The organism is Ramlibacter rhizophilus, from assembly GCF_004681965.1.
GTDB classification, from domain to species: domain Bacteria; phylum Pseudomonadota; class Gammaproteobacteria; order Burkholderiales; family Burkholderiaceae_C; genus Ramlibacter; species Ramlibacter rhizophilus.
Window position 1 is genome coordinate 285,396 of record NZ_SMLL01000008.1, and the last position, 24,633, is coordinate 310,028.

The window sequence follows — 24,633 nt, forward strand, 5'->3', positions numbered from 1 at the left end:
AGCCCGTTCAGGCGGGCGCCTGGACCGGCTCCGGCTCCGCGCGGATCTGCTGCTCGAAGGCGCGCAGGCGCTTGTACACCGACAACAGCTCGACGATGGTGCCCCAGCTGAGGACCAGGAACTGGAAGGAGCCTTCCACCCGGTCGAACGCCCGCGTGATCTGCTGCATGACACCCAGCGTGATCACGCCCGCGACCACCGTGGGCGCGAGCGCGATGAGGGGGATCAGCACCGAGAACTGCAGGTAGGACCACTTGGCCACGTCGAAGTAGAGGTAATGGAAGAAGAGACGGAAGTAGTTGCGCCGCACGTCGCTGAACAGCCGGGAAACCACCGGCGGGCTGGCGCGCTCATGATGGTCCTCGCCATAGACCAGCTCCTTGCGGTAGGCCGCCTCGACGCGCTGGTTCTGGAACTCCAGCCCCGGCAGCTTGAAACCCACCACGGCCAGCAGCACGGTACCGAACATGGCGGACATGATCGCCACCCACACGAGTGAATGCGGCACCTCGCCCACCCACGGCAGCTCGGTCACCTTCTCGGACAGCACCCAGAGGATGGGCAGGAAAGCCCCCAGCGTCATGATGCTGCGCATGAACTCCACGCCCAGCCCTTCCATGATGCGGGCGAAGCGCATGGTGTCCTCCTGCACGCGCTGGGCCGCGCCCTCGATGGTGCGCAGCCGCTCCCAGTGCGACATGTAGTAGTCGTTCATGGCCTGGCGCCAGCGGAAGATGTAGTGCTTGATGAAGAACTCCAGCACCACGGCGATGGAGACGTAGAGCATGGCGATGCGCAGGAACACCATCAGCTCGCCGCCGAACTCGTCCAGGGTGACGCTGCGCGGCGTCGTGAGGGCGCGCTGCACCAGGTCGTAGAAGCTGCCGAACCACTCGTTGATGCGGACGTCCAGCCCCACGCGGTACCAGGTGGCGTACAGGATGATGGCGGAGCCCAGCAGCGACCAGGACCACCAGCGGCGCGACAGGAAAAAGGACTTGAACATGGGTGCGGCAGTTCGTAGGAGGAGGGCCGGGTCGACCGGTGAGCAGGTGCGGCATGGTAGCGGGCCGGCTGTCGGCAGGTGCCCACAGCGGCGCACGGGCCGCTCCGACGCGCGCCGCGCGGTCCAGGCTCAAAGATTCGCGGATACCGACCGCCCCACGTTGAAGGAAAACCCGACCATGAGCACCTCCACCGTCTCCGAACGCCTGGACTTCAAGCACCTGTGGACCCTGATCAAGGACATGCGCTTCGGCATGCTCACGCACCGCTACCCCGACGGCAGCCTGCGCTCGCACCCGCTGACCACGCAGAACAAGTCCCTGGACGAGGGCATGCTGTACTTCTTCGTCTCCAAGGCCACGGGCCTGGGCCAGCGCCTGCAGGCTGAAGGCGAGGTCAACGTCGCCTACTCGGACCCCCACAAGGACCACTACGTCTCCATCGCCGGCCGCGCCACGGTCAGCCACGATCGCGCCAAGCAGGAGCGCCTCTTCAATGCCATGACCAAGGCCTGGTTCCCCAAGGGCCTGGACGACCCCAACCTGGAATTCGTGGAGATCAAGATCACCCACGCCGAGTTCTGGGACGTCAAGGAGAGCAAGACAACGCAGCTGGTCAAGATGGCCTCGGCCGCGCTCACGGGCACGCCGCCCGAGATGGGCGAGCACCGCGAAGTGCATTTCAGTTGATCGCGGCGCGGGGCTTCGCACCCCGTCTCGCACAGGTCTTCGTAAACTGTCGGCTGCGGCTCATCGGGAGCCGCAGCTTTTTTCTGAGGAGACCTCCAGCCTTGTCCTTCCTGGCTCGCCACGTCACGAGAGAACTGTTCCTGGCCGGCGCGATGATGTTCGCGCTGCTTGCACCGGCATCGGCCCAGCAGTTCGTCAGTATCAAGGGGGAAGGCGTGAACCTGCGCGCCGCCCCGAACCTTCGGTCCGAAGTCCTGTGGGAGCTGGGCTCGGGCTACCCGCTCAAGGTGCTCGCGCGTCGCGGCAGCTGGGTGCAGGTCGTCGATTTCGAGAACGACCGCGGCTGGGTGTCCCGGCGCCTGACCAGTTCACGCCCGCACTCCATCGTGAAGGCCCCGCGCGCGAATGTCCGCTCGGGCCCGGGGACGAAGTACCGCGTGCTGCGGCAGGCGCAGTACGGAGAGGTGTTTCGGGTGGTCGAACGCACGGCGTCCTGGATTCGCGTGCGCGGCGAGGACGCCCGCACGGGGTGGATCGCGCGTGGGCTGCTGTGGGGCGTCGGGCGCAAGTAGCTGCATCCTGCCCGGGTAAGGGTGCGGCTCTTCAGGGCCTCGGCTCGCGCAACCAGTACGCCATGTCCTCCTGCCGCGCCCGAAAGAACGGCGGCACGTCGGCGTAGGCCGGCGTGGACAGCCACAGCCGCAGCAGGTGGCGCTTGCGCTCGGGCTCTTCGTGGTCGACGAACGCCGTGCGCGAATGCAGCACCAGGTGATTGTTGAGGAACTGCACGTCGCCGGGCTGGAAGTCCATGTCGAGCCGGAAGCGGTCTTCCGCGGCCAGGCGCGTGACGAGCTCCAGGGCCTCCAGCTGCTCGCGCGAGAGGCGCGGCACCTCGGGGAAGCGCTGCGCGGACTTGATGTAGGTGGGCCCGTGTTGCGCATAGAAGCGCCCCTCGTGCAGGGCGTAGCGCGGCTCGACGTAGTAGGGCTTGCGCCCGGGCGGCTCCTCGCCGCGCACGTCGGCGTACCAGTCGCCGTAGAGCACCTCGACCAGTTCGGGGCGGCTCGCAAGAATCTCGTTGTGGATGGCGCCTGAGCTGCACACGCAGCTCAGGCCCCCTTCGCGCGCGGTGCGCAGGCACAGGAGGCCGACCACGTCCCCCTGGTCGTTGTGGAAGGGCAGGTACTGCGCGGTGTGGTAGCCGCGCTGGGTCGGGTCACGGTAGGGATCGCCCCCTTCGTCGCGGACGTCCACGAGCAGGGCACCGCGCGGATTCTGCGCCAGGGCGGTGCCGAGATGCGCTCCCAGGCCCCAATACACGAGCCGCGCGCCCTGCACGCCGTAGCGGTCCACCTCCAGGCCGCGGATCAGCGCCACACCGGTGCCCTCCTCCACCTCCGCCCGGATCGCCTTGAGCCTGTCGGCCAGCGAGCCGAGCGGAAAGTCCTCCGGGCCGAACGGGATGCTGGCCCCGCGACTGCGCACATGGCCCAGCGCCCGCTCGACCTGCGCGAGCTCGTCGGTGTCCAGCGGAAAAGTCCAGCGGCTGCGCTCGCGGTGCATCTGGCTGGACAGCCACGCGTTCGGAAAGGGCACGGGAGCGATGGCCATCGGGGTTTCTCCGGAGCTAAATCGATTTTCCGTTGTAAATCGGTTGCCGCGTCGATAGTATTCCGTGGCACACCAGGAGATCAATCCATGACTTCCATTTCCAAGCGTGCGCTGCTTCGCGGCGCGGCAGTGGCCCTTGCGGGCCTCGTGGGCGGGACCGCGGCCTGGGCCCAGGAGAAGGTGAAGGTGGGCGCCTATGCGTCCGTGTCCGACGCCCCGCTCTACATCGCCATGGACAAGGGCTACTTCAAGGAACAGGGCCTGGACGTGGAGATCGTGAAGATCGACTCGGGTGCAGTGCTCACGACCCTGCTGTCCACCGGCGACCTCGACGCCTCGGGCGGCTCACCTGGCGCCGGCGTCTACAACGCCGTTCGCCAGGGCGTGGACTTCAAGATCGTGGCGGACAAGGGCAGCACCCTCCCGGGGCATGGCTACTTCGCGTTCGTGGTGCGATCGGACCTGGCCGACAAGATCAAGACTGCCGCCGACCTGCGCGGTCGCACCATCGGCGTGACCGGCTACAAGCGCGGTGCCAGCAGCGAGGTGACCATCGGCAAGCTGCTCGCGAGCCAGGGCCTGAAGGAGTCGGACGTGCAACTGGTCAACATGAGCTTCGGCGACATCGTCGCGGCGCTCGGGACCAAGAAAATCGAGGTGGGCGTGCTGATCGAACCCTTGGTCACGCAGGCCGAAGCCAAGGGCATCGCCAAGCTCTGGAAGCGGGCCGACACGGTGTACCCGAACCAGCAGTACGGCGCCCTGATGTACGGCCCGGGGATCATCAAGCGGCCCGAGGCGGCGGACAAGTTCATGGTGGCCTACCTCAAGGGCGCCCGCTTCTACAACGACGCGCTGTCCGGCAAGGTGCCCCGCGATGATCTGGTGCAGATCCTCACGCGCCACACCTCGGTGAAGGACCCGGAGCTGTACAAGAAGATGGCGTTCCCGGGCATTCACCCGGACGGCAAGCTCAACACGGCCGGCATGGCCGAGGACGTGAAGTGGTGGACGGCCAATGGCCGCATGAAAGAGGAAGTCAAGCTGTCCGACATCGTCGATGCCTCGTACGCGGAGCGGGCCAAGAAGACGCTCGATGCTTCACGCTGACGCCCTGGATGCCCCCACGCGCATGGGCAGCGAAGCGCCACCTGCGCCAGCACCAGCGAAGGTCGCCATCCGCGAACTGCACAAGGAGTTCCAGGCCGCGGGCGCCAGCGTCACGGCGCTGCAGGCCTGCAGCTTCGACATCGCCGAGGGCGAATTCGTCTCGATCGTGGGCCCCTCCGGCTGCGGCAAGACCACGCTGCTGCGGATCGTGGCCGGACTGGAGACGCCCACGCGCGGCAGCGTGGCGTTGCGGCACGGCAACCCCGCGCAGCCCTTGTCCACGCTGGTGTTCCAGGAGGCCTCCATCTTCCCGTGGATGACCGTGCGCGCCAACGTGGCCTACGGCCTCGCGCTGCGCGAGCTGCCGCGCGCGCAGATCGATCCGGTGGTGGATAAATTCCTCGCGCTCACCGGGCTGGATCGCTTCGCCCATGCCTATCCGTACCAGCTGTCCGGCGGCATGAAGCAGCGCGCGAGCGTCGCGCGGGCCTTCGCGAACGACCCCGAAGTTCTCCTGATGGACGAGCCCTTCGCGGCGCTGGACGAGCAGAACAAGATCCTGCTGCAGGAGGAGCTGCTCCGCATCTGGGGCGAGACCCGCAAGACGGTGCTGTTCATCACGCACTCCATCGACGAAGCACTGGTGCTCAGCGACCGCGTGATCGTGATGAGCGCGCGGCCGGGACGCATCAAGGCCGACCTGCGCGTGAGCTTCCCCCGACCGCGGGCAGTGTTCGATCTCAAGGGGGACCCCGATTACGCGCGGCTGTCACGGGAGATCTGGCTGATGCTGCGCGAGGAGGTCAGGGGCGCATGAAGATCGCGACCGCCGACGAACTGCGCATCGTCCCCGACGACGAGGCGTCCGAGCCGGCTTGGCGGCGGCTCACCCGCCAGGGCTGGTTCCTGGCCGTGGCCTCGCCCGTGCTGCTGCTGCTGTTCTGGGAACTCCTGGTACGTGTGCAGCTGCTGGATTCGCGCTTCTTTCCCATGCCCTCCACCGTGCTGCGCGACCTGGCGGTTCAGGCGGCCGCGCCACAGCTGTGGATCCATGCCGGCTACACCGTGAGCCGGATGCTGGTGGGCTTCGCCTTCGGCGCCGTGCCGGGCGTGCTGCTCGGGATCATGATGGGCCTGTCACCCGTACTGCGCTCTTTGCTGCAGCCGGCCATCGCGGCCATCTATCCCATCCCGAAGGTCGCCCTCTTTCCCCTGGTCATGCTGATGTTCGGCCTGGGCGAAAGCTCGAAGTGGGTGATCGTGGGCGTGGCGGTCTTCTTCCAGGTTCTCATGAGCACGCTGGCGGGCGTGGTGAACATCGACCGCGTGTACCTCGACGTGGCGGCCGACCTGAAGGCGCGGCGTTGGCAGGCTTACCGCACCATCGCCCTGCCGGCGGCGCTGCCCTTCATCTTCACCGGTTTCCAGCTGGGCCTGGGCATGGCGCTCATCGTCGTGGTGATCGCGGAGAACTTCGGCACGGAATACGGCCTGGGTTACGTGATCTGGCACTCCTGGCAGATCTTCGAGGTACGCGACATGTACGTCGCATTGATCCTCATCGCCTTGCTGGGCTATCTTTCCCAACTGCTCCTGGCCCGCATCGAACGCGCCGTGATCCCGTGGCGGCGTCCCGTACGCAAGGAACACAGCGCCTGACATGCATTCCACCTCCCAGACCTGGCGCGTAGGCGCCGCCACCATCACGCGCGTGGAAGAACAGGTGGGCCCCAACGACCTGCCGGCCGGCCAGTTCCTGCCCGAGCTGGACCGCAGCCGTTTCGCGCGGCACCTGCCCTGGCTGGTGCCGACGCATTACGACCTTGAGAGCGACCGGCTGATCACGAGCAACCACTCGTGGCTGATCCGCTCGGGCTCGCTCACCCTCCTGCTGGACACCTGCGCGGGCAACCACAAGGAACGGCCCTGGCTGCCCCGCTTCCACCAGCTGGACCTGCCCTTCCTTGAACGGCTCGAGGCCGCGGGCGCGCGCCCCGAGGACATCGACATCGTGCTGTGCACGCACCTGCATGCCGACCACGTGGGCTGGAACACGCGCCTGGAGAACGGTCGCTGGGTGCCGACCTTCCCCAACGCGCGCTACCTGTTCTCGCGCATCGAGAACGAGGCCTGGGATCCGGACGTGGGCGACCGCCGCCGGGCCAACCCGGGCCGCGCGGGCATGTACGACGACAGCGTGCTGCCGGTGATCCGGTCCGGGCAGGCGCAGCTGCTCGAAGGCGAGCACGCGATCGACGGGATCCTGCGGGTGGAACCCACGCCCGGGCACACGCCGGGACACGTGATCCTCAAGCTGCTGGACGAAAGCGGCGGTGCGGTGTTCTGCGGCGACACCATCCACCACCCCGTGCAGGTCTGCGAGCCGGACTGGAGCACGCGCTTCTGCGCCGACCCGGTGCAAGCCCGCGCCAGCCGCCGCCAGGTGCTGGAGCACTGTGCAAGCCATGGCAGCCTGCTGTTTCCAACGCACTTCGCCGCGCCGCACGTGGCAGCCATCGAGCGCGAGGGCGAAGGCTATCGGCCGCGCTTCGTGCACGCTGCCTGAGGTGGGGGCCGGCCCATGGGCGTGCAACTGCGCATGCAGCCGTGGCGCAAGGACCCGGGCTCGCTCGGGCAAGCGTCCCTTTGGCTGCGCCAGGCCCTGGACGCCGAGCCGTCCGGCGCGCCCACGCCCTTGCAGGGCAGCACGCGGGCTGACGTGTGCATCGTCGGTGGCGGCTTCACCGGGCTGTGGACAGCGCTGCGCCTGCGCGAGCTCTCGCCCGCGCTCGAAATCACCGTCGTCGAGGCCGGCCTGTGCGGCTGGGGAGCCAGTGGGCGCAACAGCGGTGCGGTGGGCCACTGGTGGGGGCGGCTCCCCACGCTGCTGCGCCTGCTGGGGCGCGAGGACGCGCTTCGCGTGCTCGATGCGAGCGTGAAGGTGCTGGAGGACATCCGCTCGTTCATTGGGATGCACGGTATCGAGTGCCAACTGCGCGAGGAGACGTCGGTTTGGAGCACCACGTATCCGAACCAGCTGGGCGCCTGGATGCCGATGTTCAAAGCAGCCGAAGCGGCTGGCGTGACGCCGCCCCACCGCCTGCTCACCCCGGAAGAGATGCGCGAGCTGTTCGGCGCCGCTCCCTACTACAGCGGCGTGGCCGAGGACGGCGCGATGCGAGTACAGCCGGCGCTGCTAGTGCGCGGACTGCGACGCGTGGCCGCGGCATGGGGAATCCGCATCCACGAGACCTCGCCGGTTACCCTGATCGCCAGCGAGCCGCACGTCGTGCGCGTCGAGACGAGGCACGGTTGCGTGCGCGCCGACCAGGTGCTGCTGGCCGCCAATGCGTGGATGGCGCACCTGAAGCCCTTCAAGCCCTACATCGCCGTAACGTCCAGCGACATGGTGGTCACCGCGCCGGTGCCGCGTCTGCTGGACCGGCCCGAGCTGCGGCGCCGGCCGGGCGGCGTGAATTCGCGCACCTTGCTGAACTACAGCGGCACCACGCCGGACGGGCGGGTGTACATGGGGCGGGGCGGCGGATCGATCGCCTGGGACAACCGCATCGGAGCGCAGTTCGACGCCGACCCGCGCATGTGCGCCCAGGTCGAGCAGGACCTGCGTTATCTCTACCCCGAGCTGCGTGAGGTGCCGGTCGCCAGCGCCTGGTCGGGCCCGATCGACCGCTCGACCACCCTGCTGCCGTGGTTTGGTGCGCTCGCGGAGGATGCGCGCGTGCACTACGCGATCGGCTACAGCGGCCACGGCATGGGCGCCACGGCGCTCGGCGGCCGGGTGCTCGCCTCACAGATCCTGCAGCGCACGGACGAATGGACCGAACTCGCGATGCTGTTCATGCGCGCGCGCAGCGGCTGGTTCCCGCCGGAGCCGATCCGCTATCTGGCCGCCCATGTGATCCGGAATGCCACCGTCCGCCGGGACGAGGCCTTGCGCATGGGCCAGGCTCCCTCGCGGCTGGACGCACGCCTGGCCGCTCTTGCCCTGACCAGTCTTCCCACCCGAGGAGTTGCAAGACCATGACCCATCAATTCCAAGCCAGCAGCCAGGCCGTCGAATGGAGACCGATACCGCAGGGCCTCGGAACGGCGAGCGCACCGATTCCCACTGAGCGCGGCCAGCAGGCCTTCCGGCTGGCCAAGTGGAGGGCCGAACCCGGCACCTACGCGCGACCGGAAGGCATGGGCTGGTCCGAGACCTTCGTGGTCTATGCGGGGCGCGGCGTCCTGCGCGCAGAGGGGCAGACCGTTGCGCTGCTGCCCGGCGTCGTGATCGACGTGAAGAAGGGCGTGCCGTACGAACTGGAAATCCTGGAGGCGCTCGAGAAATTCGCCGTGGTGACCTTGGGCGGGTGAGCGCATCTCCCTGGGTCAATCGCGACCGTTAGACGGGAAAAAGGCCCGGAGATCGTCCGGGCCCTTTGGATGGGTGGTGGAGCTGGCGGGAATTGAACCCGCGTCCGCAAGCCTTCTACGAGCAGTTCTACATGCGTAGCGTTCTGGTTTGGTTTCTCGCCACCGGTATCGCGCAGACGCACGCTATACCGGCCGCCAGTGCCCTATTGTCTCGTCCCGACCCAAGGCACCCGGATCAGGACCAGCCGATGTAATTAGCCTCGCAGCGCCGGGCTTGCGCCCTTTGCCCAGCCCACCGGCGAGCTGTTGCGAGGTTCACCGCACATTAGGCGGCGAGAGCGTAATTGCTGTCGTTGGCAGTTACTTGTTTTCAGCGGATTAACGAGGTGACTGAACCTCGACATGCCCTGCTGCGTGTCCGAACCCACGTCGAAACCGGTGCAGCCCCAGGACCGGGTAGTTTAAGCCGGCCGGGCCGAAATCAAGTGCGAAGCAGGGAAAGAAGTTCGAGCGGTGCGTCGATGCGGGCGTCGGCGCCCCAGACCGTGACATCGACCTTGCCGCCGAGGTAGCCGTAGGTGGCCGCCACCGTGGGCATGCCCGCCGCGCGGCCTGCCACGATGTCGCGCTCGTCGTCGCCCACGTAGAGGCAGTCGCCGGGAGCCAGGCCGAGCTGCCGTGCGGCTTCCAGCAGGGGGGCCGGGTGCGGCTTGGAATGCGGCGTGCTGTCGCCGCCCACGATGGTTGCGGCCTTGCGGAAGAGCGGCATGTCCCGGGTGAGCGGGCCGGTGAAACGCATCTGCTTGTTGGTGACCACCCCCCAGCGCAAGCCTCTTGCGTCCAACTCATCCAGCAAAGACGCGATGCCGTCGAAGGCGTGGGTGAGCCGCGTCATCCGAGATTCGTAGTTGCGGAAGAACTCTTCGCGCAGGACCGGGAAGTCCGGGTGGTCCGGGCTCATGCCGAAGGCGATGCCCAGCATGCCGCGCGCCCCGGCGCCCGCCATGGGCCGGTAGTCGGACAGCGGCAGCGATGCCAGCCCGCGGTCGGTGCGCATCTGGTCGGCGGCCGCACCGAGGTCCGGCGCGCTGTCGATGAGGGTGCCGTCCAGGTCGAACAGCACGGCTTTGATGGTGAACATTCAGGGCAGGCGCGTGGAAAGCATGTAGTTGACGCTGGTGTCGCCGGAGAGCCAGTAGCGCCGGGTCAGCGGGTTGTATTCCATGCCGCGGGTCTGGACGAGCTCGAGACCTGCTTGGCGGCAGTCGCGCGCCAGCTCGCTCGGGCGGATGAACTTGCTCCACTCGTGCGTGCCGCGGGGCAGCAGGTTGAGGATGTACTCGGCGCCCACGATGGCGAACAGGAAGGACTTGGGGTTGCGGTTGATGCTGGAGAAGAACACCCAGCCGCCCGGCTTGACCAGGGTGGCGCAGGCCCGCACGACCGAAGCCGGGTCGGGAACGTGCTCCAGCATCTCCATGCAGGTGACGGCGTCGAAGCTGGCTGGCGATTCCTCGGCCAGGGCTTCCACGCTGACTTCGCGGTACTGGATGTTGGGCGTCTGCGCTTCCAGGGCGTGCAGCTGCGCGACGCGCAAGGCCTTGGTGGCCAGGTCGATCCCGAGCACCGAGGCGCCGCGCCGGGCCATGGAGTCGGCCAGGATCCCGCCCCCGCAGCCAACGTCCAGCACGCGGCGGCCGGCCAGCGGGCACTGGCCGTTGATCCACTCCAGGCGAAGCGGGTTGATGTCGTGCAGCGGCGCGAACTCGCTTTCAGGGTCCCACCAGCGGTGGGCCAACTCGGAAAACTTCGCGAGCTCTGCCGGGTCGGCGTTCAGCGGTGCATTCATGGCGGCAAGGGTACGCAAATCACAGGCCCGGCTGGCGCGCAGGCCAAGAAAAAAGCCCCGCGGAGCGGGCGCCCAGAAAAAAGCCCCGCGGAGCGGGCGCCCAGAAAAAAGCCCCGCGGAGCGGGGCTTTGCCGTGGAGGCGGTGCGTCTTAGCGGTTCGGGCGGGTGCCGACCACTTCGATTTCCACGCGGCGGTTCTTGGCGCGGCCTTCGGCCGTGCGGTTGTCCGCCACGGGCTGCTTCTCGCCCTTGCCTTCGGTGTACACGCGGTTGCGCTCGATGCCCTTGGAGACCAGGTAGGCCTTCACGGCTTCGGCGCGGCGCACGGACAGGCGCTGGTTGTAGGCGTCGGTGCCGATCGAGTCGGTGTGGCCGACAGCGATGATCACTTCCAGGTTCATGCCGCGGACCTTGTCGACCAGGTCGTCCAGCTTGGCCCGGCCTTCCGGCTTGAGCACGGCGCGGTCGAAGTCGAAGAAGGCGTCGGCCGCGTAGGTCACCTTGGACGCAGCCGGGGGAGGCGGCGGGGGAGGCGGCGGGGGCGGGGGCGGCGGCGGGGGCACGACGACGATGGGAGCCGGCGCCGGAGCCGGCGCGGCGGCCACCGGAGCGGGCGGCGGGGGCGGCGGGGGCACCAGGGCGCCGTCGCAGCCGCGAGCGGCCGTGGCGGGGGTCCAGGTGGCATCACGCCAGCACAGCTCGTTGGTGCCGTTCTTCCACACCAGCTCGTTGGTGCCGTTCAGCCAGTTGTCGACGCGGTTGCCACCGTTGGCAGCGGTCACACGGGTTTGCGCGCCCGCGGCCGTGGCCAGCGCAGCGGTAGCAAACAAGAGCGCCACTTTGTTCAGTTTCTTCATGGTTCTCCTCTTAGGGGGAAAGACGCAGCAGCGCTGCGCCATGACTACGATTCAGGTGACCACCACCAAAAACGTCCGAGTAATTGTGCCACACACCCTTACACAAACAATTCAGCGGCCGGGATGCCCACCGTAGGACAAAACCGCTTTCCCGGCGCCTTGTTGCGGCTCTGCGACAAGCGGCGGCGTACCCGTAAAATCGCCCGATTGCCCGCCGGAATCCGCCCGTCATGACGTCCTTCGCGAAAGAAACCCTGCCCATCAGCCTCGAGGAGGAGATGCGGCGCAGCTACCTCGATTACGCCATGAGCGTGATCGTGGGCCGGGCGCTTCCGGATGCGCGTGACGGACTGAAACCCGTGCATCGGCGTGTTTTGTACGCCATGCACGAACTCAACAACGATTGGAACCGACCATACAAGAAATCGGCTCGCATCGTGGGCGACGTGATCGGTAAATACCATCCCCACGGCGATCAGTCGGTGTACGACACGATCGTGCGGCTTGCGCAGGACTTTTCCATGCGCCACATGCTGGTCGACGGCCAGGGCAACTTCGGCTCGGTGGACGGCGACAACGCCGCGGCCATGCGCTACACCGAGATCCGGCTGGCCAAGATCGCGCACGAGATGCTGGCCGACATCGACAAGGAGACCGTCGATTTCGGCCCCAACTACGACGGCAGCGAGAAAGAGCCGCTGGTCCTGCCCTCTCGCCTGCCCAACCTGCTGGTCAACGGCTCGGGCGGCATCGCGGTCGGCATGGCCACCAACATTCCGCCCCACAACCTCAACGAGGTGGTGGACGCCTGCCTGCACCTCCTGAAGAACCCCGAGGCCTCCATCGACGAGCTGATGGAGATCGTGCCGGCGCCCGACTTCCCCACCGCCGGCATCATCTACGGCATCACCGGCGTAAAGGACGGCTATCGCACCGGCCGCGGCAAGGTGGTGATGCGGGCCAAGTGCCACTTCGAGGACATCGACCGCGGCCAGCGCCAGGCCATCGTGGTGGACGAGCTGCCCTATCAGGTCAACAAGAAGACGCTGCAGGAGCGCATGGCCGAGCTGGTGCACGAGAAGAAGCTCGAGGGCATCAGCCACATCCAGGACGAATCGGACAAGTCCGGCATGCGCCTGGTGATCGAGCTCAAGCGGGGCGAAGTCCCCGAGGTGGTGCTGAACAACCTGTACAAGCAGACGCAGCTGCAGGACACCTTCGGCATCAACATGGTGGCGCTGGTGGACGGCCAGCCCAAGCTGTGCAACCTGAAGGACCTGATCGACATCTTCCTGCAGCACCGCCGGGAAGTGGTCACGCGGCGCACGGTGTTCAACCTGCGCAAGGCCCGCGAGCGCGGCCATGTGCTCGAAGGCCTGGCGGTGGCGCTGGCGAACATCGACGAGTTCATCCGCATCATCCGCGAGTCACCCACGCCGCCGGTGGCCAAGTCGGAGCTGATGGCGCGCGGCTGGGAGAGCCAGCTGGTACGCGAGATGCTCACCCGCGCCCGCGAGGACGGCAGCCTGGTGAAGGCCGACGACTACCGGCCCGAGGGCCTGGACCGCAACTACGGCATGCAGCAGGACGGCCTGTACCGCCTGTCGGACACGCAGGCGCAGGAAATCCTGCAGATGCGGCTGCAGCGCCTGACGGGCCTGGAGCAGGACAAGATCGTTGCGGAGTACCGCGACGTGATGGCCGAGATCGAGGACCTGCTGGACATCCTGGCCAGGCCGGCGCGCGTGTCGACCATCATCGGCGAGGAACTCGGCGCGGTGAAGCAGGAGTTCGGCCAGACCAAGATCGGCGCGCGCCGCAGCGAGATCGAGCACAACGCCCAGGACCTCGCGACCGAGGACCTCATCACACCCACCGACATGGTGGTGACGCTCTCGCATTCGGGCTACATCAAGAGCCAGCCCCTGTCCGAGTACCGCGCCCAGAAGCGTGGCGGGCGCGGCAAGCAGGCCACCTCCACCAAGGAAGACGACTGGGTGGACCAGCTCTTCATCGCCAACACGCACGACTGGATCCTGTGCTTCTCCAACCGCGGGCGCCTCTACTGGCTGAAGGTGTGGGAAGTGCCGGCCGGCTCGCGCGGCTCGCGCGGCCGCCCCATCGTCAACATGTTCCCGCTGGCCGAAGGCGAGAAGATCAACGTGGTGCTGCCGCTCACCGGCGAGTTCCGCAGCTTCCCGGCCGACCACTACGTGTTCATGGCGACCTCCATGGGCACGGTGAAGAAGACGGCGCTGGACGAGTTCAGCAACCCGCGCAAGGCCGGCATCATCGCCGTGGACCTGGACGAGGGCGACTACCTGATCGGCGCCTCGCTCACCGACGGCAAGCACGACGTGATGCTGTTCTCCGACGGCGGCAAGGCCGTTCGCTTCGACGAGAACGACGTGCGCCCCATGGGCCGCAACGCCCGGGGTGTGCGCGGCATGACGCTGGAGGAAGGCCAGAGCGTGATCGCGATGCTGGTGGCCGAAGACGAGTTGCAGAGCGTGCTCACGGCGACCGTGAACGGCTACGGCAAGCGCACGCCCATCACCGAGTACACACGGCACGGCCGGGGCACCAAGGGGATGATCGCCATCCAGACCAGCGAGCGCAACGGCAAGGTGGTGGCCGCGACCCTGGTGCATGCCGATGACGAGATCATGCTCATCACCGACAAGGGCGTTCTCGTGCGCACGCGGGTGAGCGAGATCCGCGAGCTGGGCCGCGCGACCCAGGGCGTGACCCTCATCGGACTCGATGCCGGCTCCGAGCTCAGCGGGCTGCAGCGCATCGTCGAGAACGACGCCCAGCCGCTGATCGAAGGCGACCTCGCCGACGAGACACCCGACGACAGCCAAGGCTGAGGCGCCACCATTCATTCATCCATCGGGCGCGGCCGCCCGTACCGGCCGCGCCCCCTCCCGACGTTCTACATGGCAAAAGACCTGGCGCAACTGAGGACCGAGATCGACGCGGCGGACCGCGAGTTGCTCGCGCTCCTGAACCGGCGGGCGGCGCTGGCCAACGAGGTGGGCGAGCTCAAGCGCGCCGAAGGCTCGACGGTATTCCGCCCCGAGCGCGAAGCCGAGGTGATCCATAACCTGCAGGAAGCCAACCGGGGGCCCCTCAAGGCAGGCAACGTGGCCACGATCTGGCGCGAGATCATGTCCGCCTGCCGCGCGCTGGAGGCGCCGCAGCGCGTGGCTTATCTCGGCCCGGCGGGCACGTTCAGCGAGCAGGCGGCCGTGCAGTTCTTCGGCTCCAGCATCGAGCACATTCCCTGCGTGAGCTTCGACGAGGTCTTCCACTCGGCCAGCAGCGGCAACGCCGACTACGGCGTGGTGCCGGTGGAGAACAGCACCGAGGGCGTGGTCACCCGCTCCCTGGACCTGCTGCTGACGTCCCCCCTGCACATCGTGGGTGAGCTGAGCCTGCTGGTGCGCCACCACCTGCTGCGCCAGTCGCCCTCGCTGGACGGCATCGAGGCCGTGCTGGCGCACCCGCAGGCGCTGGCCCAGTGCCAGGGCTGGCTGGGCAAGCACCTGCCGAACGCGGAACGCCGCGCCGTCTCCAGCAATGCCGAAGGTGCGCGCCTGGCTGCCGGCAACCCGGCCTGGGCGGCCATCGCCAGCGAGCGCGCGGGCAGCGAGTTCGGCCTGCACCTGGCGGCGCAGGCGATCCAGGACGACGCCTTCAACCGCACGCGCTTCGCCGTGGTCTGCCTGCCGCAGACCCTGGAGGCGCCCCAGGCCTCCGGCAAGGACTGCGTGAGCCTGGTGATCTCGGTGCCGAACCGGCCCGGCGCGGTGCACGACCTCCTGGTTCCGCTCAAGCACCACGGCGTGTCCATGACCCGCTTCGAATCGCGCCCCGCCCGCTCCGGCCAGTGGGAGTACTACTTCTACATCGACATCGAGGGACATCCCTCGCAGCCGCACGTGGCCGCCGCGCTCGCCGACCTGCGCTCGCTTTGCGCCTTCTACAAGCTGCTGGGCACCTACCCGGTGGGCGAGTAGGCGCATGTTCGAGCAACTGGCGCTCATCGGCTGCGGCCTCATGGGCGGATCCTTCGCCCTGGCGCTGCGGCGCGCAGGGCTGGTCAAGCGCATCGTGGGCTACAGCAAGTCGCCTTCCACGACCGAGAGGGCCCGCCAGCTCGGTGTGATCGACGTCGAGGCGCCTTCCGCCCTGCTGGCCGTCTCCGGCGCCGACATCGTGCTGCTGGCGGTGCCGGTGGCGGCCACGGAAAGCACCCTCAAGGCCATCCGCCACCTGGTGCGCCGGGACATGCTGGTGATGGACGTGGGCTCGACCAAGCGCGACGTGGTCGAGGCGGCGCGCCGCGCGCTGCGCGAGCACGTCGGCACCTTCGTGCCCTGCCACCCGATCACCGGCAAGGAAAAGGCCGGCGTGGAGCACGCCGACCCTGACCTGTACCGTGACCGGCAGGTGATCATCACGCCCATCGAGCGCACGCTGGTGTCGCAGCTTCAGCGCGCCGAGCAGGTGTGGGCCGCCGTGGGCAGCCGCGTCCTCAAGATGTCGCCCGACGCGCACGACGCGGCCTACGCCACCGTGAGCCACCTGCCGCACGTGCTCGCCTTCGCCATGATGAACAGCGTGCTGGGGCAAGCGCAGGCGGACCAGTTCCTGTCCCTGGCCGGGCCCGGATTCCGGGACTTCACGCGCATCGCCGCGAGCGACCCGGCCGTGTGGCGCGACATCGTCGTGGCCAATCGCAGCGAGGTGCTGAACCAGTCCCGGCAGTTCCGGGAGGCGCTGGCCCGCTTCGAGGCGCTCATCGAAAGCGCCGACGCGCCGGCCGTGGAGGCGCTGATCCGCCAAGCCAGCGAGGCGCGGGCGCGCTGGCGCATGGGCAACGTGCAGGAGGACTGAACCGTGTTCACGAGCGAGTTCCTGGACCTTCCGCCGCTGCAGTCCGCCGGCGGCGAGGTGGTCTTGCCTGGGTCCAAGAGCATCTCCAACCGCGTGCTGCTCCTGGCAGCGCTGTGCGAGGGCACCACCGACATCCACGACCTGCTCGACTCCGACGATACGCGGGTGATGCTGGCCGCCCTGGAGCAGCTGGGCTGCGGCATCGAGCGCGACGGCGTCGTGCTGCGCCTCACGGGCCTGGGCGGCCGCCCTCCCCGCTCGCCGGCCCACCTGTTCCTCGGCAATGCCGGAACGGCCATGCGTCCGCTGACGGCCGCGCTGGCCGTTCTCGGCGGCGACTTCGAACTGCGCGGCGTGGCCCGCATGCACGAGCGCCCCATCGGCGACTTGGTGGAGGCGCTGCAGGCGCTCGGCTGCGACGTCGGCTATCTGGGCCAGCCGGGCTATCCGCCGCTTCGCATCGGCACGCCGCGGCTCGTGCTGGAGCGGCCCATCCAGGTCCGCGGCGACGTCTCCAGCCAGTTCCTCACGGCACTGCTGATGGCCTTGCCGCTGGTGGCCGCGCAGGACGTGGTGATCGAGGTCCAGGGCGAATTGATTTCCAAGCCCTACATCGAGATCACGCTCAATCTGCTGGCGCGTTTCGGCGTCGTGGTGCGGCGCGAGGCGTGGCGCCGCTTCATCATTCCGGCGGGCAGCCGCCTCAGTTCCCCCGGCGCGGTGCACGTGGAGGCCGACGCGTCCTCTGCCAGCTACTTCGTCGCCCTGGGGGCCATCGCGGCCCAGGACGGTGACTCCGTCCGCATCCGGGGGCTGGGGCGCGACTCGATCCAGGGCGACATCCGCTTCCTGGAAGCCGCCGAGCAGATGGGCGCCGAGATCCGCAGCGGCCCCAACTGGATCGAGGTGCGGCGCGGCGCGTGGCCGCTTCGGCCCATCGACCTCGACTGCAACCACATTCCCGACGCCGCCATGACACTGGCCGTGATGGCGCTCTTCGCCCAGGGGCCCAGCACCTTGCGCAACATCGCGAGCTGGCGAGTCAAGGAGACGGACCGGATCGCCGCCATGGCGGCCGAGCTACGCAAGCTGGGTGCCGATGTCGAGGAAGGCGGCGACTTCCTGCGGGTCGCGCCGCCGACGCATTGGCGGGCCGCGCGCATCCGCACCTATGACGATCACCGCGTGGCCATGTGTTTCTCGCTGGCGGCCTTCAACCCGGCCGCGCTGCCGGTGCGGATCGAGGATCCGCAGTGCGTCGCCAAGACCTTCCCCCACTATTTCGAAGCCTTCTTCAGCGTGGCGCGCACCGCGCCGGCGCACGTTCCGGTGATCTGCGTCGATGGGCCCACCGCCTCCGGCAAGGGCACCCTCGCCTCACGCATCGCCCAGCGCCTCGGCTGGCACTACCTCGATTCCGGCGCCCTCTACCGCCTCACCGCACTGGCCGCCGTGCAGTCCGGCCTGAGCCTGGATGCCGGCCACGAAGCGGCCATCGCCCGGATGGCCGAGCGGCTGCCGGTGCGCTTCGACAGCGAGCGCGTGTGGCTGGACGGCGTGGACGTGAGCGACGCGATCCGCACCGAAGCGGCCGGGATGAACGCGTCGCGCGTGTCGGCGCTGCCCGCGGTACGTGCGGCCCTGGTGTCGCTGCAGCATTCGTTCAGGGCGCTACCCGGCCTGGTGGCCGACGGCCGGGACATGGGCACGGTGATCTTCCCGGACGCGCCGCTGAAGGTGTATCTGACCGCCAGCGCCGCGCAGCGGGCCGAGCGCCGGCACCGCCAATTGAGTGCCAAGGGCATCGCGACTACAATCGACGGTCTTCGCGCCGACCTGGAGGCGCGCGACGCGCGGGATTCGCAGCGGGCCGTGGCCCCCTTGGTCCCGGCGCCTGACGCGCTCTTGCTGGACAACTCCGAACAGTCGATCGACCAATCGGTCCAGCTCGTGCTCCAGTGGTGGGAAGACCGGCAGCCCTTCGGGTCCTCCTGAAGGCTGCTTTTCAGCTGGCCCCACGACGCTCCTATCCGCGCGGCAGCGCACCGGTGTCGTGGGTTTTTCAACCGTAACCGCGGCCATTGCCGCAACGACCGCCGTCCCAGTCCTAGAAACGCCGGCAATGGTGCTGGTGGAAACCTGCGCGACGTGCAAGGAACCTTATGTCCGAATCTTTTGCCGCCCTGTTCGAAGAATCGCTGCAACGCGCCGAGATGCGCGCTGGTGAAGTCATCACCGCCGAGGTGGTGCGCATCGAGCACAACTTCGTCGTCGTCAACGCTGGCCTCAAATCCGAGGCGTACGTGCCGATCGACGAGTTCAAGAACGACCAGGGCGAAACCGAAGTCCAGGTGGGTGACTTCGTGTCGGTGGCCATCGATGCCATCGAGAACGGCTACGGCGACACCATCCTGTCGCGCGACAAGGCCAAGCGCCTGGCCTCCTGGATGGCCCTGGAAAAGGCCCTGGAGTCCGGCGAATTCGTGACCGGCACCACCACCGGCAAGGTCAAGGGCGGCCTCACCGTCCTGGTCAACGGCATCCGCGCCTTCCTGCCGGGTTCGCTGATCGACACGCGTCCCATCAAGGACCTGACTCCGTTCGAGAACAAGACGATGGAGTTCAAGGTCATCAAGCTGGACCGCAAGCGCAACAACGTGGTGCTGAGCCGCCGCGCCGTGGTGGAAGCCTCCATGGGCGAAGAGCGCGCCAAGCTGATGGAAACCCTCAAGGAAGGCTCCATCGTCCGCGGCGTGGTCAAGAACATCACCGAGTACGGCGCCTTCGTGGACCTCGGCGGCATCGACGGCCTGCTGCACATCACCGACATGGCCTGGCGCCGCGTGCGCCACCCCAGCGAGGTGGTGCAGGCCGGCCAGGAACTCACCGCGAAGATCCTCAAGTTCGACACGGAAAAGAACCGCGTCTCGCTGGGCCTCAAGCAGATGGGCGACGACCCCTGGATGGGCGTGTCGCGCCGCTATCCGCAGGGCACCCGCATGTTCGGCAAGGTCACCAACATCGCCGACTACGGCGCCTTCGTCGAGCTGGAGCCCGGCATCGAAGGCCTGGTGCACGTGTCCGAGATGGACTGGACGAACAAGAACGTCGCACCGGCCAAGATCGTGTCGCTGGGCGACGAGGTCGAGGTCATGGTCCTGGAGATCGACGAAGACAAGCGTCGCATCTCGCTGGGCATGAAGCAGTGCAAGGCCAACCCGTGGCAGGAGTTCGCGCAGAACACCAAGCGCGGCGACCGCGTCAAGGGCCCGATCAAGTCGATCACCGACTTCGGCGTCTTCGTCGGCCTGGCCGCGGGCATCGACGGCCTGGTGCACCTGTCGGACCTGTCCTGGAACGAGCCGGGCGAGGCAGCGGTGCGCAACTACAAGAAGGGCCAGGAAGTCGAAGCCATCGTGCTGGCCGTGGACGTGGACCGCGAGCGCATCTCCCTGGGCATCAAGCAGCTCGACCAGGACCCGTTCACCACCTTCGTGACGGTGAACGACAAGGGCTCCATCGTCTCCGGCACGGTCAAGACCGTCGACCCGAAGGGCGCCGAGATCGACCTGGGCAATGACATCCTGGGCTACCTGCGTGCCAGCGAGATCTCGCGCGATCGCGTGGAAGACGCCCGCAATGTGCTCAAGGAAGGCGACGAGGTGTCTGCCGTGGTCGTCAACATCGACCGCAAGACCCGCAACATCCAGCTGTCCATCAAGGCCAAGGACATGGCCGACCAGCAGGAAGCCATGACCAGCCTGAGCCAGCAGTCCGCGCGCGAGAACGCCGGCACGACCAGCCTGGGCGCCCTGCTGCGCGCCAAGCTGGAGAAGTGATGGTGTCGGCCCTTCGGGGCCGACTTCAGGACCGCCCATGACCCGCAGCGATCTCGTCGAAGAACTCGCTGGCCGCTTCGGCCAGCTCAATCATCGGGACGCCGAGTACGCCGTCAAGACCATTCTGGACGCGCTCTCGGAAGCCCTGGTGCGCGGCCACCGGATCGAGATCCGGGGCTTCGGAAGTTTTTCGGTGCGGCACCGGGCGCCCCGGCCGGGACGCAACCCGCGCAGTGGCGAGGGCGTCCTGATTCCCGAAAAGCGCGTGCCGCACTTCAAGCCGGGCAAGGCACTTCGCGAAGCCGTCGACATGCGCACCCGCGAACTGGAAGGCCAGGGCGGCGCCAGCGCCTAGAATCCGGCCACCCGAGGAGCCGGATGAAATACCTTGCATGGCTGCTGAAGGCAGCCATTTTTTTTACTCTGTTCGCCTTTGCGCTGAACAACCAGCACGTGGTGACGGTGCACTTCTTCTTCGGAGCGCACTGGAGCGCCCCGCTGGTGCTGATCGTCCTGGCCGCATTCGCGCTGGGCCTGGCCGTCGGTGCGCTGGGCATGGTCCCGCGCTGGTGGAAGCACCGTGCGCAAGCCCGGCGCGCCGCTCGGGAACCCGCCAGCACGCCCGTCGCGGCGCCCGCCACCGAACCGAATGGACTTTGATTTCAGCTGGTTGCTCTGGGGACTGCCGATCGCTTTCGTCCTCGGCTGGGTTGCATCGCGCCTGGACCTGCGGCAGCTGCGCATCGAGAACCGCCAGGCGCCCAAGGCCTATTTCCGGGGCCTGAATTTCCTGCTCAACGAGCAGCAGGACCAAGCCATCGACGCCTTCATCGAAGCCGTTCGCAACGACCCGGACACCTCCGAACTGCACTTTGCCCTGGGCAACCTGTTTCGCAGGCGCGGCGAGTACGACCGCGCGGTGCGGGTTCACGAACACCTGCTGTCGCGTGGGGACCTGGACCGCAATGATCGCCACCGCGCCCAGCATGCGCTGGCACTGGACTTCCTGAAGGCCGGGCTGCTGGACCGCGCCGAGGACGCCCTGCTCAAGCTCGAAGGCACGCCCCATGAACCGCAGGCCCTGCTTGCGCTGCTGGCCATCTATGAACGCACCCGCGATTGGGCCCGCGCCGGCGACATCGCCCGCAAGCTCGATGCCCGCGGCGAAGCGGCCTACGGCCCCCGGCTGGCCCACTACCTCTGCGAGCAGGCCCTGCAGGCGCCGCGCGACGAGGCCGAACGCCTGGTCCGGCAGGCCCAGCAGGTCGCCCCCACAGCACCACGACCCGGGCTGGAGCTGGCGGCCCTGCAGCGCCGCGCAGGTGACGAGCGCGCCGCATTCGAGACCTTGGCCCAGTTGGCTCACACCGCGCCGCAGGCCATGGGCCTCATCGCCCGCCCTTTGGCCGAATCGGCACGGGCATGTGGCCAGGCCCAACGCGCACGCGAACTGCTGCTGGCATGCGAGCAGGCCTCCCCCGCCCTCGACGTCCTGGATGCACTGGTCATGCTGGAGCCGGATCTGGAACAAGCGCGCACCCTGTACGTCCAGCACCTGGAACGCGAGCCGTCGCTGGTCGTCGCCAGCCGCTGGATGTCCGGGGAGCGCCTGGAGCACGAGGAACTCCACCCCTTGCTCCAGAAGGCCTTGGACCAGGCCGTCAAGCCGCTGTCGCGCTATCGGTGTGCAGCCTGCGGGTTTGAGGCCAACAAGCACTTCTGGCAATGTCCAGGCTGCCAGGCATGGGACAGCTACCCGGCCCGGCGCGTCGAAGAGTTATGAGCTGCGCTGCGCGGCGCCCTTGTCATGAACCACCCTTCCCAAGAACAACTTGCCCAGGCGCGCGTCCTCGTCGTCGGTGACGCCATGCTGGACCGCTACTGGCACGGCGCGGTCGAGCGAATCTCGCCGGAAGCCCCCGTGCCGGTCGTCAAGGTCACGCGCGAGGAAGTACGCATCGGTGCGGCCGCCAACGTCGCTTTCAACGTGGTCACCCTGGGCGCCCAGGCCAGTTTCCTGGGCGTCATCGGCGACGACGAGCCCGGCCGGCAGCTCGAGACGCTGCTGCGCGAGACCGGCATCCAGAGCCACCTGAAGCGCGATCCCGGCCTGCTCACCACCGTCAAGCTGCGCGTCATCGGGCGGCAGCAGCAGCTGCTTCGCCTGGACTTCGAGAACGAACCCGACCACGAAGCGCTTGCCTTGCAGAACGAAGCCTTCGGCACCCTGGCGCCCGAGCATGGCGCCGTGCTGTTCTCCGATTACGGCAAAGGCGGACTTGCCCACATCCCCGCCATGATCGACCAGGCGCGGTCCCACGCACTGCCGGTGCTCATCGATCCCAAGGGCTCGGACTATTCCCGCTATGCCGGCGCGAGCGTGATCACACCCAACCGCAACGAGATGCAGCAGGTGGTCGGCAGCTGGCGTGACGGCGAGGAGCTCGCACGCAAGGCGCAGTCGCTGCGCCAGCAACTGCACCTGGGTGCCGTGCTCGTCACGCAAGGGGAGGCCGGCATGACGCTCTTCGACGAAGGGGGATCGGTCCATGTGGACGCGCGCGCGCTCGAAGTGTTCGACGTCACGGGTGCAGGCGACACCGTGATTGCCACACTGGCCGCGCTGGTCGCGGCCGGGATGCCGCTGCGCGACGCCATGCCACTGGCCAACCGTGCCGGAGGCATCGTGGTGGGCAAGTTCGGAACCGCCACGGTGTCGTACAGGGAGCTGTTCGCGCCGGACTAAGTCCCGCGCCAGCTTCGCATTCGCTTCTGAGCAGGAGGAAACGCATGAGAGTCGTCGTCACCGGCGCCGCCGGGTTCATCGGCAGCAACATCATCAAAGGTCTGAACGACCGCGGCATCGATGACATCATCGCCGTGGACGATCTGACCCAGGGGGACAAGTTCCGCAACCTGGCCGACCTGCGCATTGCCGACTACGTCGATGCGGATCTCTTCTACGAGGCCTTCGCCGACGGCTTCTTCGGCCATGTCGAAGCGGTGTTCCACGAAGGCGCCTGCAGCGACACGATGGAGACCGATGGCAAGTACATGATGGACAACAACTACACGACCTCGTGTGGCTTGTTCCGTGCCTGCCAGGAGCGCGGCGCACGCCTGTTGTACGCCTCGTCGGCCGCCACGTACGGCGGCTCCAGCGAGTTCCGCGAGTCGCCCGAATGCGAGCGGCCCCTGAACGTCTACGGCTGGAGCAAGCTCTTGTTCGACCAGCGGCTTCGGCGTGAGCTCGGCCCGACGTTCGAACGCACGCAGCACCAGGTGGTCGGCTTTCGCTATTTCAACGTCTACGGCCCGCGGGAACAGCACAAGGGGCGGATGGCCAGTGTTGCCTTTCACCAGTTCAACCAGTTCCAGCAGGAGGGCAAGGTCCGCCTGTTCGGTGAATACGGTGGCTATGGACCCGGAGAGCAAGTCCGCGATTTCATTCATGTAGACGATGTCGTCGCGGTCAACCTCTGGTTCTTCGATCACCCGAACCGTTCCGGACTTTTCAATCTCGGAACCGGACGAGCGCAGCCTTTCAAAGACGTCGCCCACAGCGTGATCGCCGCACTTGAAGGCCGATCCGATCAAGCTGGCGAGACGCCCGCGCAAGCGGGTGGTGTGCGCCTCGAGTACATCCCGTTTCCAGACGCGCTGCGCGGCAAATATCAGTGCCGCACCGAGGCCGACTTGTCACGCCTGCGTGCAGCGGGCTGTGATCACGAGTTCATGGACGTCCAAGCCGGAGTGTCGCGTTACATGAAGTGGTTACAGAACCACGCATGAGCTGAAACACTACCTTCGTACTCACATCCTCGGATAGAGTTCGAGCCGGCCTTTGTAGGCCGAATCTCTAACTCACAAGGAGGATGTGAATGTTGAAGAATGCAATTGCGCTTGCGACCCTGCTTTGCGCAGCCACCGTGGCGTCCGCACTCGAAGTCAACAAAGCGACGCCCGCGGAGCTGGATGGCCTGAACGGCGTCGGTCCGGCGACATCGAAGCGGATCCTGGACGAGCGAAACGCGGGACCGTATAAGAACTGGGGCGATCTGATCGACCGCGTGCGCGGCATCGGACCACACCTGGCTGAGAAGCTGTCTGGCCAGGGCGTCACGGTCAACGGCGAGCTGTACAAATCGACGGCGATGACGAAGGCAAAGGCTACCGAGCCCGCGTCCAAGGAAGCCAAGAAATAAGAACCTGTCGAGCGCAAGGGAGTGCGTCGTAATTTGCTGCGGCCACTCCCCTATGTTTGAGAAGTCTCAATCGCCGCAAAGCAAAAAGCCCAGCACTTTCGTGCTGGGCTTTTTGGGCTGGATTAATAGCCTGACGATGACCTACTTTCACACGGGAATCCGCACTATCATCGGCGCAGAGGCGTTTCA

Annotated in this window: 24 protein-coding genes and 1 other RNA gene; 19 read left to right on the forward strand and 6 right to left on the reverse strand. The window is 67.3% G+C overall.

Annotated elements, in window-relative coordinates:
* Positions 1–7 precede the first annotated feature (7 nt).
* Positions 8–1,006, reverse strand: a complete 999-nt coding sequence (gene sbmA, locus EZ242_RS20085; RefSeq protein ID WP_135286973.1) for a peptide antibiotic transporter SbmA — start codon at positions 1,004–1,006, stop codon at positions 8–10.
* A gap of 178 nt (positions 1,007–1,184) precedes the next feature.
* Here sbmA and EZ242_RS20090 point away from each other — a divergent pair, with 178 nt between their 5' ends.
* Both EZ242_RS20090 and EZ242_RS20095 read left to right on the forward strand, forming a co-directional pair.
* Entirely contained in the window at positions 1,185–1,694 is a 510-nt protein-coding gene (locus EZ242_RS20090; protein ID WP_135286974.1) for a pyridoxamine 5'-phosphate oxidase family protein, read from the forward strand.
* Positions 1,695–1,795: 101 nt separating this feature from the next.
* The gene (locus EZ242_RS20095) at positions 1,796–2,266 is read left to right on the forward strand and encodes an SH3 domain-containing protein (protein ID WP_240787177.1); all 471 of its coding nucleotides are present in this window, start codon (positions 1,796–1,798) and stop codon (positions 2,264–2,266) included.
* A gap of 31 nt (positions 2,267–2,297) precedes the next feature.
* Here EZ242_RS20095 and EZ242_RS20100 read toward each other — a convergent pair whose 3' ends face one another.
* Positions 2,298–3,305: a TauD/TfdA family dioxygenase gene (locus EZ242_RS20100; protein ID WP_135286975.1), complete on the reverse strand. Its 1,008-nt coding sequence runs from the start codon at positions 3,303–3,305 to the stop codon at positions 2,298–2,300.
* Positions 3,306–3,392: 87 nt separating this feature from the next.
* On the opposite strand from EZ242_RS20100, the gene EZ242_RS20105 reads away from it, so the two are divergent.
* The 6 genes from EZ242_RS20105 to EZ242_RS20130 are packed head-to-tail and all read left to right on the forward strand — an operon-like array spanning position 3,393 to position 8,792.
* Positions 3,393–4,415, forward strand: coding sequence for an ABC transporter substrate-binding protein (locus EZ242_RS20105; RefSeq protein ID WP_167784894.1), 1,023 nt, complete (start codon positions 3,393–3,395; stop codon positions 4,413–4,415).
* Positions 4,402–5,232, forward strand: coding sequence for an ABC transporter ATP-binding protein (locus EZ242_RS20110; protein ID WP_135286977.1), 831 nt, complete (start codon positions 4,402–4,404; stop codon positions 5,230–5,232). The genes EZ242_RS20105 and EZ242_RS20110 overlap by 14 nt, the downstream gene beginning before the upstream one ends.
* Positions 5,229–6,074: an ABC transporter permease gene (locus EZ242_RS20115; protein ID WP_135286978.1), complete on the forward strand. Its 846-nt coding sequence runs from the start codon at positions 5,229–5,231 to the stop codon at positions 6,072–6,074. Before EZ242_RS20110 ends, EZ242_RS20115 begins: the two co-directional genes overlap by 4 nt.
* Before the next feature lies 1 nt (position 6,075).
* Complete coding sequence (locus EZ242_RS20120; RefSeq protein ID WP_135286979.1) at positions 6,076–6,981, forward strand: MBL fold metallo-hydrolase; 906 nt, start codon at positions 6,076–6,078, stop codon at positions 6,979–6,981.
* Between the two features lie 15 nt (positions 6,982–6,996).
* Complete coding sequence (locus EZ242_RS20125; RefSeq protein ID WP_135286980.1) at positions 6,997–8,460, forward strand: NAD(P)/FAD-dependent oxidoreductase; 1,464 nt, start codon at positions 6,997–6,999, stop codon at positions 8,458–8,460.
* On the forward strand, positions 8,457–8,792 hold the full coding sequence (locus tag EZ242_RS20130) for a hypothetical protein (protein WP_135286981.1): 336 nt from the start codon (positions 8,457–8,459) through the stop codon (positions 8,790–8,792). Before EZ242_RS20125 ends, EZ242_RS20130 begins: the two co-directional genes overlap by 4 nt.
* A 74-nt stretch (positions 8,793–8,866) precedes the next feature.
* On the opposite strand, the gene ssrA is transcribed toward EZ242_RS20130, so the two are convergent.
* The 4 genes from ssrA to ompA form a co-directional block, all read right to left on the reverse strand.
* Positions 8,867–9,240: a transfer-messenger RNA gene (gene ssrA / locus EZ242_RS20135) on the reverse strand.
* Positions 9,241–9,273: 33 nt separating this feature from the next.
* Positions 9,274–9,933 (reverse strand): phosphoglycolate phosphatase, encoded by a 660-nt coding sequence (gph, locus tag EZ242_RS20140; RefSeq protein ID WP_135286982.1) that lies wholly within the window; start codon positions 9,931–9,933, stop codon positions 9,274–9,276.
* Entirely contained in the window at positions 9,934–10,641 is a 708-nt protein-coding gene (ubiG, locus tag EZ242_RS20145) for a bifunctional 2-polyprenyl-6-hydroxyphenol methylase/3-demethylubiquinol 3-O-methyltransferase UbiG (protein ID WP_135286983.1), read from the reverse strand. It abuts the gene before it with no gap.
* A gap of 149 nt (positions 10,642–10,790) precedes the next feature.
* Complete coding sequence (ompA, locus tag EZ242_RS20150) at positions 10,791–11,498, reverse strand: outer membrane protein OmpA (RefSeq protein WP_135286984.1); 708 nt, start codon at positions 11,496–11,498, stop codon at positions 10,791–10,793.
* A gap of 230 nt (positions 11,499–11,728) precedes the next feature.
* Between ompA and gyrA the strand changes: the two genes are divergently transcribed.
* The 11 genes from gyrA (at position 11,729) to EZ242_RS20205 (ending at position 24,444) form a co-directional block, all read left to right on the forward strand.
* Positions 11,729–14,368, forward strand: coding sequence for a DNA gyrase subunit A (gyrA, locus tag EZ242_RS20155; RefSeq protein ID WP_135286985.1), 2,640 nt, complete (start codon positions 11,729–11,731; stop codon positions 14,366–14,368).
* Between the two features lie 69 nt (positions 14,369–14,437).
* Positions 14,438–15,520 carry a prephenate dehydratase gene (pheA, locus tag EZ242_RS20160; RefSeq protein WP_135286986.1) on the forward strand — a complete coding sequence of 361 codons (1,083 nt, stop codon included), beginning with the start codon at positions 14,438–14,440 and terminating at the stop codon, positions 15,518–15,520.
* 4 nt (positions 15,521–15,524) lie between these two features.
* Positions 15,525–16,400: a prephenate dehydrogenase gene (locus EZ242_RS20165; RefSeq protein WP_135286987.1), complete on the forward strand. Its 876-nt coding sequence runs from the start codon at positions 15,525–15,527 to the stop codon at positions 16,398–16,400.
* A gap of 3 nt (positions 16,401–16,403) precedes the next feature.
* Positions 16,404–18,395, forward strand: a complete 1,992-nt coding sequence (locus tag EZ242_RS20170) for a bifunctional 3-phosphoshikimate 1-carboxyvinyltransferase/cytidylate kinase (protein WP_135286988.1) — start codon at positions 16,404–16,406, stop codon at positions 18,393–18,395.
* Positions 18,396–18,562: 167 nt separating this feature from the next.
* A complete protein-coding gene (gene rpsA, locus EZ242_RS20175) occupies positions 18,563–20,239 on the forward strand; it encodes a 30S ribosomal protein S1 (protein WP_135286989.1) in 1,677 nt (558 codons plus the stop codon).
* A 37-nt stretch (positions 20,240–20,276) separates the two neighbouring features.
* Entirely contained in the window at positions 20,277–20,594 is a 318-nt protein-coding gene (locus EZ242_RS20180) for an integration host factor subunit beta (protein ID WP_135286990.1), read from the forward strand.
* A gap of 23 nt (positions 20,595–20,617) precedes the next feature.
* Positions 20,618–20,899: a LapA family protein gene (locus EZ242_RS20185; RefSeq protein WP_135286991.1), complete on the forward strand. Its 282-nt coding sequence runs from the start codon at positions 20,618–20,620 to the stop codon at positions 20,897–20,899.
* Positions 20,889–22,022 (forward strand): lipopolysaccharide assembly protein LapB, encoded by a 1,134-nt coding sequence (gene lapB, locus EZ242_RS20190; protein WP_135286992.1) that lies wholly within the window; start codon positions 20,889–20,891, stop codon positions 22,020–22,022. The genes EZ242_RS20185 and lapB overlap by 11 nt, the downstream gene beginning before the upstream one ends.
* A gap of 24 nt (positions 22,023–22,046) precedes the next feature.
* Positions 22,047–22,985, forward strand: coding sequence for a D-glycero-beta-D-manno-heptose-7-phosphate kinase (gene rfaE1 / locus EZ242_RS20195; protein WP_135286993.1), 939 nt, complete (start codon positions 22,047–22,049; stop codon positions 22,983–22,985).
* Between the two features lie 44 nt (positions 22,986–23,029).
* The gene (gene rfaD, locus EZ242_RS20200) at positions 23,030–24,031 is read left to right on the forward strand and encodes an ADP-glyceromanno-heptose 6-epimerase (RefSeq protein ID WP_135286994.1); all 1,002 of its coding nucleotides are present in this window, start codon (positions 23,030–23,032) and stop codon (positions 24,029–24,031) included.
* Between the two features lie 89 nt (positions 24,032–24,120).
* A complete protein-coding gene (locus EZ242_RS20205; RefSeq protein ID WP_135286995.1) occupies positions 24,121–24,444 on the forward strand; it encodes a ComEA family DNA-binding protein in 324 nt (107 codons plus the stop codon).
* Positions 24,445–24,633: the final 189 nt, after the last annotated feature.

Coding starts and splice junctions, on each gene's coding strand:
- EZ242_RS20125 (WP_135286980.1), top strand. CDS start 6,997: ATGGGCGTGCAACTGCGCATGCAGCCGTGGCGCAAGGACCCGGGCTCG.
- EZ242_RS20130 (WP_135286981.1), top strand. CDS start 8,457: ATGACCCATCAATTCCAAGCCAGCAGCCAGGCCGTCGAATGGAGACCG.
- rpsA (WP_135286989.1), top strand. CDS start 18,563: ATGTCCGAATCTTTTGCCGCCCTGTTCGAAGAATCGCTGCAACGCGCC.
- gph (WP_135286982.1), bottom strand. CDS start 9,933: ATGTTCACCATCAAAGCCGTGCTGTTCGACCTGGACGGCACCCTCATC.
- gyrA (WP_135286985.1), top strand. CDS start 11,729: ATGACGTCCTTCGCGAAAGAAACCCTGCCCATCAGCCTCGAGGAGGAG.
- EZ242_RS20105 (WP_167784894.1), top strand. CDS start 3,393: ATGACTTCCATTTCCAAGCGTGCGCTGCTTCGCGGCGCGGCAGTGGCC.
- sbmA (WP_135286973.1), bottom strand. CDS start 1,006: ATGTTCAAGTCCTTTTTCCTGTCGCGCCGCTGGTGGTCCTGGTCGCTG.
- EZ242_RS20100 (WP_135286975.1), bottom strand. CDS start 3,305: ATGGCCATCGCTCCCGTGCCCTTTCCGAACGCGTGGCTGTCCAGCCAG.
- ompA (WP_135286984.1), bottom strand. CDS start 11,498: ATGAAGAAACTGAACAAAGTGGCGCTCTTGTTTGCTACCGCTGCGCTG.
- EZ242_RS20110 (WP_135286977.1), top strand. CDS start 4,402: ATGCTTCACGCTGACGCCCTGGATGCCCCCACGCGCATGGGCAGCGAA.
- EZ242_RS20115 (WP_135286978.1), top strand. CDS start 5,229: ATGAAGATCGCGACCGCCGACGAACTGCGCATCGTCCCCGACGACGAG.
- EZ242_RS20090 (WP_135286974.1), top strand. CDS start 1,185: ATGAGCACCTCCACCGTCTCCGAACGCCTGGACTTCAAGCACCTGTGG.
- EZ242_RS20205 (WP_135286995.1), top strand. CDS start 24,121: ATGTTGAAGAATGCAATTGCGCTTGCGACCCTGCTTTGCGCAGCCACC.
- lapB (WP_135286992.1), top strand. CDS start 20,889: ATGGACTTTGATTTCAGCTGGTTGCTCTGGGGACTGCCGATCGCTTTC.
- pheA (WP_135286986.1), top strand. CDS start 14,438: ATGGCAAAAGACCTGGCGCAACTGAGGACCGAGATCGACGCGGCGGAC.
- EZ242_RS20180 (WP_135286990.1), top strand. CDS start 20,277: ATGACCCGCAGCGATCTCGTCGAAGAACTCGCTGGCCGCTTCGGCCAG.
- ubiG (WP_135286983.1), bottom strand. CDS start 10,641: ATGAATGCACCGCTGAACGCCGACCCGGCAGAGCTCGCGAAGTTTTCC.
- EZ242_RS20165 (WP_135286987.1), top strand. CDS start 15,525: ATGTTCGAGCAACTGGCGCTCATCGGCTGCGGCCTCATGGGCGGATCC.
- EZ242_RS20120 (WP_135286979.1), top strand. CDS start 6,076: ATGCATTCCACCTCCCAGACCTGGCGCGTAGGCGCCGCCACCATCACG.
- rfaD (WP_135286994.1), top strand. CDS start 23,030: ATGAGAGTCGTCGTCACCGGCGCCGCCGGGTTCATCGGCAGCAACATC.
- EZ242_RS20185 (WP_135286991.1), top strand. CDS start 20,618: ATGAAATACCTTGCATGGCTGCTGAAGGCAGCCATTTTTTTTACTCTG.
- rfaE1 (WP_135286993.1), top strand. CDS start 22,047: ATGAACCACCCTTCCCAAGAACAACTTGCCCAGGCGCGCGTCCTCGTC.